The sequence below is a fragment of the Neptuniibacter sp. QD34_54 genome (assembly GCF_047778055.1).
In the GTDB taxonomy this organism is placed as follows: domain Bacteria; phylum Pseudomonadota; class Gammaproteobacteria; order Pseudomonadales; family Balneatricaceae; genus Neptuniibacter.
Map to the genome: position 1 here is coordinate 3193917 of NZ_CP180546.1, position 12095 is coordinate 3206011.

Sequence of the window (12095 nt, forward strand, 5' to 3'; positions counted from 1 at the left end):
TATGTTTAATACCAAGAAACTTCTGCTGAGCTCGGCGATTTTTTTTGCCTCGGCAAGCGTTTATGCCGCAACGCCTGAGCAGGTAGCTCAATTGGGCAATCAACTAACCCCGATCGGTGCGGAAAAAGCGGGTAATGCAGCAGGTACGATTCCGGCATGGACCGGGGGTTTAGAAAGTGGTTCTGATCGATACAGCAATCCTTTTGCAAGCGAAAAGCCACTATTCACTATCACTGCAGCCAATGCTGATCAGTACAAGGATAATCTTACACCCGGACAGATGGCGATGTTGCAGAAGTATGCTGATAGTTACTCTATCCCTGTGTACCCAACCCATCGTACAGCCGCATTACCAGCAGATGTTTATGCTGCAGCAAAACAGAATGCTTCCAGCGCAGAACTAACCGATGGCGGCAACGGCCTATCAGGCTTTGAAACGGCAATCCCTTTCCCAATCCCAGAAAACGGTTTAGAAGTTATCTGGAACCATATGACTCGCTATCGTGGTGGTGCATTGGAAAGGACTTTTGTGCAGGTACCTGTGCAAGCTAACGGTAATTTTACTGCGGTAAAAATTAACGAAAAGATGTCTTGGCCGAGCGCTTTAGAAGGCGGTTCTGACGCTAACAAAGATGACAACATCCTGTTCTACTTTGTACAGCGAGTTAAAGCACCTTCTCGCCTAACCGGCAACGTATTACTCGTTCATGAAACGATGAACCAGATTACGCAACCTCGTCAGGCCTGGACTTACAATGCAGGTCAACGTCGTGTCCGTCGCGCACCTCAGATTGCCTATGACGCACCGGGCACCGCCAGTGATGGACAACGTACGACCGATAACCTTGACCTTTTCAACGGCGCACCTGATCGTTACGAGTGGAACCTTGTTGGCAAACAGGAACTTTACATCCCATATAACAGCTTCAAGCTAGCTGATCGTGAATTAAAGTATGAAGACATTCTTCAACCTGGCCACATGAATCCAGAACTAACACGTTACGAGCTACATCGCGTGTGGAAAGTAGAAGCAACGCTTAAAGATAATGAACGTCATATCTACGCTAAGCGTACGTTCTACATTGATGAAGATAGCTGGCAGATTGCTGTAGTCGATCACTACGACGGTCGGGGCGAGCTATGGCGCGTAGGTGAATCCCACCAGTTCCAATACCGTGATGTAAATGTGCCTTGGCTTACTGCTGAAGCGCTCTATGATCTTCAATCTGGTCGTTACCTGGTGGGTAGTTTGACCAACGAAGAAGGTAATGGCTTCGACTTTAGCCAACGCTTTAAACATAAAGATTTTACCCCGCAGGCGATCCGCCGCATGGGTAAATAAACCCGGTCCATGCAAGCAAGTAGCGTAAACGAATAATCCTATCTTATTCTGATACGCAGAAAGCCTCCTTATTTTTAAGGAGGCTTTTTTCGATTTAGAGCTTTTATATTGAGCGATGGACTAGGATAATACGGTGCTTAGCAGCAATGCTGCTCCATCTACTCATTATCGAAAGGTTTTCCCATGGCCGCTATCGGCAAATATAACACTCTGGAAGTGATCAAAGAGAAAGATTTTGGCGTTTATCTGGATGCAGGTGAACTGGGCGAAATACTTCTACCTAAACGTTACTGCCCAGAAGATTTAGAAGTCGGCGACAGTATCCGCGTATTTATCTACCTAGATACCGACGATTATCTGATCGCGACCACGGAAACGCCGAAAGCCATTGTCGATGAATTCGCTATGCTGCCAGTATCTGAGATAAACGATGTAGGCGCATTTTTAGATTGGGGACTTCCCAAAGATGTTTTGCTGCCTTACAGCGAACAAAAGAACCGCCCAGTTGAAGTAGGCAAACGCTACCTGGTGCGTCTATATCTGGATAAAAATACCAACCGTATTGTGGCATCCACCAAGATAGATAAATTTTTGGATAAGACCCCTGCTAGCTACAAAGCAGGTGAAGAAGTACAGCTAGTCATAGCTAATCGTACCGATTTAGGCCAAAAAGCGATTGTTAACCACGAGCACTGGGGCCTAATCTTCCGTAGCGATGTATTGAAAACGGTTTACCCTGGTCAGAAATTTAAAGGTTACATCAAAGAAGTACGCGCGGACGGCAAGATCAACCTTTCCATGCAAAAGCCTGGATACAGCAAGGTGGTTGATACCGCTCAACAGATCCTAGATATGATGGATGAGCAGGAAGGTTTTATCACCATCAACGACAAGTCCTCTCCAGAAGTGATCTACAAACACTTTGGCATCAGTAAAAAGGCTTTCAAAATGGCGGTTGGCGCACTATTAAAGCAAGGCAAGATCACCATTGAACCCGGTGGCTTGCGTTTAAATGATTAAGTACCTTCTTATTGAAAAATAAGAGGAAATGAAAAAGCCGTAGCAGATCTACTACGGCTTTTTTGTTTCTCCTGTTCATCCTTAATCTTTCTAAAAACGTCGGCTTATCCCTTCAACCACGCTTCAAGATCATCAGCACTTCCAATCAACTCACCATCGATGAAGATCTGCGGTGTAGTACCGCGGCCTGTAACAGCTTGTAGGGAGCTGAAACTTACCCCGTGGCTACCTAGCTCAATCGCTTCGTATTTGTAACCGTTGTCAGATAGCGCTTTCTTAGCACGTGTGCAATGTGGGCAACCCGGCTTGCTCAATACTGTTACGCGTTTCGGCTGTTCCGCTTTTGGATTGATGTAATCCAGCATGGTATCAGCATCAGATACTTCAAACGGGTCGCCTGGAAGATCAGCCTCGATAAACATCTTATCGATCACGCCATCTTTCACTAGCATGGAGTAACGCCATGAACGTTTACCAAAACCTAGGTTATCTTTATCTACCAACATATCCATCGCTTCGCTGAACTCACCATTACCGTCTGGGATAAAAGTGATGTTGTCCGCATGCTGATCTTCAGCCCAAGCATTCATTACAAATGTATCGTTTACTGATAGACAGATGATGTCATCAATACCATTTGCAGCGAAAACCGGTGCAAGTTCATTGTAGCGAGGTAAATGCGTGCTAGAACATGTTGGTGTAAATGCACCTGGTAGTGCGAATACGATTACGTTCTTACCTTTGAAAAGCTCTGCAGTCGTTACATCAACCCACTCATTACCCTGACGAGTGTGAAAAGTAACTGCTGGGATATTCTTACCTTCGCTATTCTGTAGCATGACTTATTCCTCTATGTGTCGCGTCTGGATGACTTGCGTTTCGTTAGAGTTAATATAGGCAAAAACGTTGAATAAAAATAATTAAACAAAACTAACCAACCGATAGCCCAAAGCTATAGATTGATTTTCGGTTTAATAATTAAGAGTGAATCTCTTTAGGAAGGTATTCCAAGAATTGATCAAAGGGAACTGGACGCCCAAGGAAATACCCTTGCACGTAGTCACAACCAAACTCGCGGAGCATATCAAGTTGTTGCTGATTTTCGACACCTTCAGCCACCACTTTGATACCTAGGGTTTGGCCCATCTTAATGATTACTTCAACCAGCGTTCGATCTTGTTCGTCATCCAATAGATCAATCACAAAGCTACGATCAATCTTCAAGTAATCCGCCGGATAGTGACGTAGGTAATTAATTGCCGAATATCCCGTACCAAAATCATCGATAGAGAAAGCGATGCCCTGCTCACGCAAACGTTTGATCTTATCTAACTGGTTATCGCCCCCTCCCATAAGTAAGGATTCGGTAATTTCGAATACTAAATTACTATGGTCGACATCGTGACCATCAATAATTTGCAACCAGCGACCGTCAGCATCTTTAGGGAAGAACTCAGCAACAGATCGGTTGATAGAGATCTGCATATCTATTCCCGCATGTTTAAATTTACCAGACAGGTGACAAGCTTCATCTAAGATCCACTCACCTAAACTCCGAATAGCTCCCGTCTGCTCCGCAATAGGAATAAACTCTGCAGGTGAAACTGTACCTTTAACAGGATGAATCCAGCGCACAAGCGCCTCACATTTGGCAATTTCTTGTACACCTAAAGCAACAATAGGCTGTAAATAGAGTTCAAACTGTCCTTCACGCAAACCAGCCAATATTTCATTGTGCGTCTGAACATGCTGCTTTACTTCTTGGCTCAACGCATTATTGAAGAAGAATATTCTATTCTTACCCGCACGTTTTGCGGCGTACATTGCACGGTCAGCATTCTGCAATAGCGGCTGCATGCTTTGACCATCTTCGGGATACATAGCGATCCCTAAACTATGAGTAACAGAGAGGTACTGGCCGTCGATAAGGTAAGGTTCACCCAACTCCATCTGTAATTTCTCGGCAAGGAGCTCAGCCTGTGTTGCCGATTCTATATCACGCAAAATGATCACGAACTCGTCACCCGCTAAACGAGCAAGTAAATCATCGTTGCGAACAATACTCTGCATCCGTCCTGCAAACAGACGTAGCAACTCATCACCAGTATGATGCCCCCAGTTATCATTCACTTCTTTGAAGTAATCTAGATCAATAAAGAACAACGCAAACATGTGATTATGGCGCTGGTGATCGTAGATCATCGCTTGAAGCTGCTGACCAAAATGATAACGGTTAGACAAACCTGTTAAGGCATCAAAGTTAGCTCGGTATGTCGCAGTTTCAATCGCTTGCAGTTTTTCTCGATAGTTAATGGCAATTAAATAGGTACCCATTGCCAAAACAAAACTTACCAACAAGCTAATCAACCAATATCCAAGCACCTGCCTATTTTTAACCTGCCAGCCGCTTTGAGGATAAGCAGCTAATTGCCAACGGCCCAGCGGCAAAATAACATCGACCGTCACGGCATCTGGATGGAATGTAGCCTCATTTCCAAAGAACACATCCCCATCAACACCTAAACCATCACGGCCTCTCAACGCAATATCATTGCCCCAAAGACGAATATCTATCCCTGCCTTTTGTAATAGATCCTCATCATCTATTACCGCAGATACAAGTCCCCAAAGAAGATTCCGGTCCTCACCAATAAACACAGGAACTCGGGCAATCAACCCCGAACCTCCCTGAACAAGCTCAAATGGGCCAGATAAAATAATTTCATTGCGTTTAATTGCTTCCATCACTGCAGGCAACTGATCGGGGGCTTCTCGATAATCCACACCTAATGCAGCCTCATTACCCGTGAAAGGATGAATATTGGTGATCACCAAATCAGGAGCTAGTACAATGTGACGTATACTTAATTTTGTTTGGAGGTATTCATCAACTAGACGAGAAAATTCTGACTGGTTGATATCGGAATTGATTGCAACCTCTGCTCTAAGCCCTCGCAGAACAACGAGATGAGCATTAACCTCACCCTCTAACCGAGCGCCTAAGGTCAAAAGATTTACAAAGGCTTGATGTTTTATATTTTCGCGGATACGTTCAAATTCATGGCTAACAAAGAAAGCCGACACCATCATCACAACACCAAAAACAATCGCAGAAAAAGCGAAAGGCCTTTGTGTTAGTGACTTTAAAATCTGGTGCACCATGAGTAATACAAGCTCTCTTTTTGATCAACCAACCACTTTTTTGATCAGTGTAACCATTCATCAGATGTCATAAGACCATAGTTATACAGCTTTACAGCTACATAATAAATAGATCCAAACTAACTGTTCGTTGGCCATAATCATATTTGAACAAGCATTCACAATACAGGTAAATTTAATCTTTTCAATTGGTTAGGTATCCACCACCTCATGTTCAGTTTCAGCCGCGGCATATAACAAGCAATCACTCAGAGCGATATCAGGCCTTGTCGTAATCATAAAGAGCTTTAGCGGCTGAGCAGTGACAAGAAGATTGCCCTTAATCTCAAAGAAGCGGGAAAAAACATCAGCCCCTTCAGCGTCATGAACTTTTAGATTCTGCTTACAGGCACTTCCTCCTAGCCATGCAATTAAAGTCCCTCGTTCCACCGCACCAAAGTTAAACTCATCTAACTGAGAGGGCACAGTGAGATCAGTCCCGATAACATAGCTATCAGCAAAAGCGATGGTCGTTTCCGGCTTTAGCTCTAGGCGAACAGGCTGACGATAAAGATCCAAATGATGACCGTGTTCTAACTGCATCACCTCTTCTTGATAGATAAACTTCTGCAAACCTTGCCAAGCGATCTGATTGGCCGTTTGATCTTTCGCACCACCGCACTCAATCGTCGCTACGGGACAACGACGCGTGCTGCGCTCCATCAATGCCCCTAATCTCAAATCAGTGATCACCAAACGCTCACTAAATAATGAAACCAGTGCCTCATGGGCTTCGCTCACATAAGTCACCACGCCAAAATCAGGACTGTGCCCTGAAGTGTTATGTATATCGAGGATGCACTCGGGTTGATACTCCTCAAACAACTCTAAGATCTCTTCGGCAAGCTGCCCCGGTGCATCCGTAAAAGGCGGGAAGAAACAACGGTTCATATCCCGTTGCCCCGGATATACACGATTTTTATACATAGGCTCCAAAATAGCGGCGGAAACAGAGGGTATAAAACAGAGCAGATTAAACAGCGGCTTTTGCTCTTGCTTTAACCATTTATGCAGCGCATTAAGGCCTGAGGGCTCATTTCCATGCAGCAAGGTCACTAAACCACGAGTCCGCTCGCTCCGCTCACCCTCGACATAGATCATTACCGCCTCGCCCATTTCTTTTAAGAACGATTCAGGGCTATCCAATAGTTGCTCAGAAGTAGGATTTATCAGCGTTCTCATATCCTATTCCCTTCCATATAAAGTATCTCCACAATAGCTACCATCCCACTACAGGTTCGTTAGTGGCTGACAACGTCATATAACACTGCACCATCTGAGTAAGCGCTTGATTGTGATTTAATTTTTTATATAAGCGCTGGTATTCACGTAGTTGCCAGTAGGCTCCTGTGACCCCAGTATCAACACGATCTTTAATCACAGATAGATAGTGATCCCGTTCTTGCGAATCAATCTCCAAGGCATTTAATCCAGCATAAGCAACGGGCAGTAACTCCTGAAAAATCTCAGCAATACTTAACTTTTTAAGTCCACCTGCCTGACTTAATACTGGCCACATCAGCTCCGCCTGCAGACCTTTTTCTGCCGCCAAATAAAAGTTCTTAACCAGCACACTAAATGGCATTGCAGGGATGATTTCATCCATCTGTTCCTGCAGCCCTTTGGCAACTCCCAATGCAAAAGCGGCATTTGCGGCCATATCACAAGGCGTCGGCCCAGCGGGTAGAGCCCTAAGCTCAATTCGCAAATGCCCACCCTGTTTATGATCATAAACCGGCCTATTCCAAGGCCAGACCGTACCGGCATGAAGGCACAACTCTTGTAGCGAGGCGACATCACCTTTTTTAATAACCTCTAAGGTATTTTCGTCACCCATAACCGGCAGTATCGGCTCATGCAGATGCACCATCTCTGCAAAGAGCTCATAAGCCCCCTCGCGAACCCAACCGTTACCAAAATCGACACGAGACGGGATACCTCGATCACACTCCTCATGAGAGCGCCCATCTATCGCCTGCCTAAATAAGGGAATACGTGTCTCATGCCATAGTTTATGCCCCAACATAAACGGTGAGTTCGCTGCTAGAGCAACCACTACCGGCGTCACTAATTGCAGGGCATTAAACGTACAGGCAAAACGCTCGGGGCTCACTCGAAAATGAACCTGCATGGAGCTATTGGCTCCCTCTAATGAAACATCCCGAGAGCGCAGAGAAATAGGAGGGTCACCCTCAATCTTGATACAGAACATTTTGCCCCGTAGCTTTTGTAGTGCTTGGGTCAATGCGTAAAAACGCGATTCATCAGTGAGAGCCTTTAAGCCAAAATCACTACGTTTTAACGTCGGCAGAATTCCTATAGGCAACGCTTGCCCTTGTTCAGCAGATAAATGATGGTTCACCAATTCGATGGCACTAACCATCTCATTTTCCATCTGGCTGAACGGTGTGCCTGCTGCAGCAACCGGCTTTAAGTTGTATTCGAGATTAAAGCGGTTCAACTCCAACGCTAGTTGCTTATGCCCGCTACGATCAATCACTTCGCGATTTAAACTTAGCGGCCTCCCGTGCTGATCTACCAGATATAACTCTAGCTCAGCGCCTATGGATGATGGCCCACAACCAAAACCGGGCCGATTCAACATCGACTTCAGCCCGTCTAGATTTTCCATTAAACGCGTTCTGAATTGGCTATAAGCCTGCTCACTAAATTTATGAGAACTAATCTCTTGTCCCATAAGCCCCTTCAGGAAAAGTTCATTCAATCCCTTTAAGATTAGCTAGCTCTGCCCATTCCTACCAATCTGAACTGATTAGGACCGAATTCATGAAGATATTAGGAAATTCGCAGATGAAAGCGTTTAGGGTAAAATCGACGAAACCATCAGATTGAGCTGATAATTTTCAATGTCCGTAGAAAAAATTGCCTGCCACTGCTGCGACCTGATTCAGGAGATCCCTGATCTATCACCCGGGTTAAAAGCACACTGCCGACGTTGTGGACATCAACTGACAGCGAAAGTACCCAACAGTATTGATCGTGCTATCGCGTTTGCCATTAGCGCACTGATTTTTCTATTTCTATCGCTGCCATTTCCGTTTTTAGCCTTTAAATCCCAAGGCCGCGAACAGGAAGTATCTCTAGCACAAAGCGGATTTGACCTACTCCAGTTAGGCTTCCCCATACTCGCCTTATTACTACTCTGCTTTATTATTCTAATCCCTGCCCTGCTGCTGAGTGCCTACTTGGCTATTCTGCTTCCGTTAAAACTCAATCATAGTCGGCGCTGGATGTACCAAGTCACGCGGCTACTGTTTACCTTGCACCCTTGGGGCATGGCGGAAGTTTTTCTTATCGGCGTTTTAGTGAGTTTAGTTAAGATCGCAGGAATGGCCGACTTAGTCATAGGGATGTCATTCTGGGCTTATGTACTCTTTGCAATCTGTCTAATCGCAACGATCACCTCCGTCGACAAATTGCAGTTGTGGCATCAACTAGATCATTGCGCCGGTATTGAACGCACCAAAATACAAGTGTCAGAAGGCAGTGCCTTAAAGCAAGACATGATCAGTTGCCATCATTGTGATCTGCTCCACCCAGCGAACGAACAAAATTGCCGACGCTGTGAAAGCAAACTGCATCCACGCATCCCCTACAGCATGCAGAAAACCTGGGCATACCTGATTACTGCTGTAATTCTTTATCTACCGGCCAATATCTATCCGATCATGAATACCACCCTATTAGGCTCAGAAGATCCCAGTACCATAATGGGCGGTGTGGTTTTGCTCTGGCAGCATGGATCATACCCGATCGCACTGGTGGTCTTTATCGCCAGTGTTTTGGTGCCGATTGCTAAAATGCTAATGATTTTCTGGTTGGCTTATAGTGTCCAAGCGGGACACCAACACAAATTAACTGAACGGATGTGGATGTATCGCATCACTGAACTGATTGGTCGCTGGTCGATGATCGATGTCTTTGTCGTCGCGGTTTTAGTTGCACTGGTACAGCTGGGCGGCCTAGTCAGTATTCAACCCGGCATTGCTACCATCGCCTTCGCCAGCGTGGTGATTTTAACTATGTTATCGGCGATCAGCTTTGACCCCCGCTTAATTTGGGATAACCTGAGCGACACAGAAATACGCGCCATCAATCATGGACAAGAACCTCTGACCGACTTAATGGACGACGCAACTTAATTATGTCTACTTCGAAAACAAATCCTACTCCGGTTATCAGCGCTAAACGCTCAATTTCCAGCATCTGGATATTGCCTCTGATCGCTCTGCTTTTGGGCGGTTGGATGATCTACCAGGACTGGGCTAACCGTGGTCAATTGGTCAGTATTACCTTCATTACTGCTGATGGCATAGAAGCTGGTAAAACCAAGATTAAAGTTAGAAGCGTTGAGGTCGGCAAGGTCGAATCTGTCCAACTAAATTACGCCGATGGCAACGTTTTAGTTAATGCACGGATCGAACCCGAAGCTGAAGCACTCCTTCTAAACAACACCCGTTTTTGGGTGGTACGACCCCGTGTAGGCACTGGTGGCGTAAGCGGTCTAGGTACATTGCTATCGGGCGCTTATATAGAGATGAGCCCCGGTGAAGGTAAACAGAAAACAACAAAGTACACAGGTTTAGAAGAGCCGCCTGTCACCTCAGCATCAGAGCCAGGTTTAAGACTTCAACTGATAAGCGATAATGCTCACTCGCTCAGCGTGGGTGATACAGTTATCTACCGTGGTTTTCCAGTCGGTCGTATTGAGCAATTAACCTTCGACACGAAAGCCAAACAAGCAATATACGATCTATTTATCCAAGCACCTTATGATCAACTCGTAACTACAGATAGTCGTTTCTGGAATATGAGTGGTATCAACCTCAATCTCTCAGCTGATGGCGTGAATGTACAAACCGGCACATTGGATACCCTATTAGCAGGTGGAGTGACTTTTGATGTGATTGATGGTGATAGCAAAGGCCAATCTGCTGCAGATGGTGATCGCTATCAACTTTACCCTGACTTCGAGAGCGTCAAAGAGCAGCCTTATGCCTTTTACAATGAATACCTACTGCTGTTTGATCAAACAGTCCGCGGGCTCGTTCCCGGTGCACCTGTCGAGTTTCGCGGTGTGCGTATAGGTACAGTTGAACGGATTCCTTTCCAGATTTCTGAGATCACGGGAGAATCTGACCCGCGCATTCCTGTGATTATTCGTCTAGAGCCAGGACGTTTAGGTTATGAAGATGAAGAAGAGATCTTGCACAACGCTCATGAAAAACTTCGCTTTTGGATACAACAAGGTATGCGGGCTAGCCTAAAATCCGGCAATCTGATTACGGGCAGTCTATTTGTCGATTTTGACCTCTACCCCGAAGAGCAGGTAGCTAACCTTATCGAGTTTGATGGTTACCCTGTGATTCCAACCGTGTCAGGTGGCTTTGCACAGCTAGAGAACAAGCTCAGCGCGGTACTCAGCAAAATCGAACAACTACAAGTTGAACCACTCATTTCTCAGTTGGATTCAACACTGAATACCTCTGAAAAAGCCATTAAACAACTGAATAGCACATTGAAAGAGATCGAGGCGTTGGTGCGTAATAACAACACCCAAGCCCTACCAGAAGAGTTAAAAGCAACCTTAAAAGAAGTTAGATTGGCAGCAAAAGGCATCGCCCCACAAAGTGAACTGTACCAAGAGATGAACCGCTCATTAGATACGCTGCAGCAAACGCTAAAACAGCTTCAACCGGTACTCAAAACACTGGATGAAAAACCTAATGCGCTTATTTTTGATGCTCCGAAAAGCGCGGACCCAATCCCAGGAGGTCGACCTAATGAATAAAACTATCCACATTTTGGGCTGCCTGATTCTATTAGGTGGATTAGGCGGTTGCGCATCCCAAAGCAGCACTCCGCCAAGTCAGTACTATCTTCTTAGCAGCGATAGTCAGAGCTATATAAAAGAGACCTATCAGCGAGTCATCGGAATCCAGCCGGTTAAAGTAGCCCCATATATCAATACACCGGGGATTGCTCTGCTCACTCGCGAAAACCATATTCGTATTGCCAATCAACACCTTTGGGCGGAACAACCCGATCAAGCGATTACCCGCGTATTACACAATAAATTGGATCAACGCCTGCCAACAAGCCGCGTTGATGATGGTTCTCTAGGCCGTAATAACGATTGGAACTACAGCATTGCAACCCAAATCGATCAATTTCATGGTACCGAAACCGGCGAAGCAGTCCTCAGCGGACATTGGCAAATTAAACAAGGTGAACAGGTAATCAGCACCTATAGGTTCAATCTAAAACAACCATTAGAAAAACCCGGTTATACTGCGTTAGTCACAGAACTTCAGACTTTGTTATCAAATCTTGCCGAACAACAAGCGAGCTATTTAAAACCATATATCGCGAAGCAATAATCCTCGAGGTTACATTGCTCAATATGATAGGCATAAATCATGAATAAGGTTCACAGCACAGGAACCAATTCTCAGCTATAATGACTAACTCTGTACGTAGTTTGCTTTAAGAGTATTTGTTTTAAGAACAC

9 protein-coding genes are annotated in these 12095 nt (G+C 45.3%); 5 read left to right on the forward strand and 4 right to left on the reverse strand.

Features of this window, described 5'->3' with window-relative positions:
- Window position 1: 1 nt before the first annotated feature.
- Together ACMXYP_RS14580 and ACMXYP_RS14585 are read left to right on the forward strand one after the other, a co-directional pair.
- Window positions 2-1342 carry a DUF1329 domain-containing protein gene (locus ACMXYP_RS14580; protein ID WP_415882358.1) on the forward strand — a complete coding sequence of 447 codons (1341 nt, stop codon included), beginning with the start codon at window positions 2-4 and terminating at the stop codon, window positions 1340-1342.
- Between the two features lie 183 nt (window positions 1343-1525).
- Window positions 1526-2362 carry a S1 RNA-binding domain-containing protein gene (locus ACMXYP_RS14585; protein ID WP_415882359.1) on the forward strand — a complete coding sequence of 279 codons (837 nt, stop codon included), beginning with the start codon at window positions 1526-1528 and terminating at the stop codon, window positions 2360-2362.
- Between the two features lie 104 nt (window positions 2363-2466).
- Here ACMXYP_RS14585 and ACMXYP_RS14590 read toward each other — a convergent pair whose 3' ends face one another.
- The 4 genes from ACMXYP_RS14590 to ACMXYP_RS14605 all read right to left on the reverse strand — a co-directional run bounded on the left by ACMXYP_RS14590 (window position 2467) and on the right by ACMXYP_RS14605 (window position 8261).
- Complete coding sequence (locus tag ACMXYP_RS14590; RefSeq protein WP_415882360.1) at window positions 2467-3201, reverse strand: glutathione peroxidase; 735 nt, start codon at window positions 3199-3201, stop codon at window positions 2467-2469.
- A 139-nt stretch (window positions 3202-3340) separates the two neighbouring features.
- On the reverse strand, window positions 3341-5524 hold the full coding sequence (locus tag ACMXYP_RS14595) for a putative bifunctional diguanylate cyclase/phosphodiesterase (protein ID WP_415882361.1): 2184 nt from the start codon (window positions 5522-5524) through the stop codon (window positions 3341-3343).
- 192 nt (window positions 5525-5716) lie between these two features.
- Window positions 5717-6745, reverse strand: a complete 1029-nt coding sequence (locus ACMXYP_RS14600) for a succinylglutamate desuccinylase/aspartoacylase family protein (protein WP_415882362.1) — start codon at window positions 6743-6745, stop codon at window positions 5717-5719.
- 37 nt (window positions 6746-6782) lie between these two features.
- On the reverse strand, window positions 6783-8261 hold the full coding sequence (locus ACMXYP_RS14605; RefSeq protein ID WP_415882363.1) for a glutamate-cysteine ligase family protein: 1479 nt from the start codon (window positions 8259-8261) through the stop codon (window positions 6783-6785).
- A gap of 169 nt (window positions 8262-8430) precedes the next feature.
- On the opposite strand from ACMXYP_RS14605, the gene ACMXYP_RS14610 reads away from it, so the two are divergent.
- The 3 genes from ACMXYP_RS14610 to ACMXYP_RS14620 are packed head-to-tail and all read left to right on the forward strand — an operon-like array spanning window position 8431 to window position 11964.
- Complete coding sequence (locus ACMXYP_RS14610) at window positions 8431-9726, forward strand: PqiA/YebS family transporter subunit (protein ID WP_415882364.1); 1296 nt, start codon at window positions 8431-8433, stop codon at window positions 9724-9726.
- A 2-nt stretch (window positions 9727-9728) separates the two neighbouring features.
- A complete protein-coding gene (gene pqiB, locus ACMXYP_RS14615; protein ID WP_415882365.1) occupies window positions 9729-11375 on the forward strand; it encodes an intermembrane transport protein PqiB in 1647 nt (548 codons plus the stop codon).
- Window positions 11368-11964: a membrane integrity-associated transporter subunit PqiC gene (locus ACMXYP_RS14620; RefSeq protein WP_415882366.1), complete on the forward strand. Its 597-nt coding sequence runs from the start codon at window positions 11368-11370 to the stop codon at window positions 11962-11964. Before pqiB ends, ACMXYP_RS14620 begins: the two co-directional genes overlap by 8 nt.
- Window positions 11965-12095 lie beyond the last annotated feature (131 nt).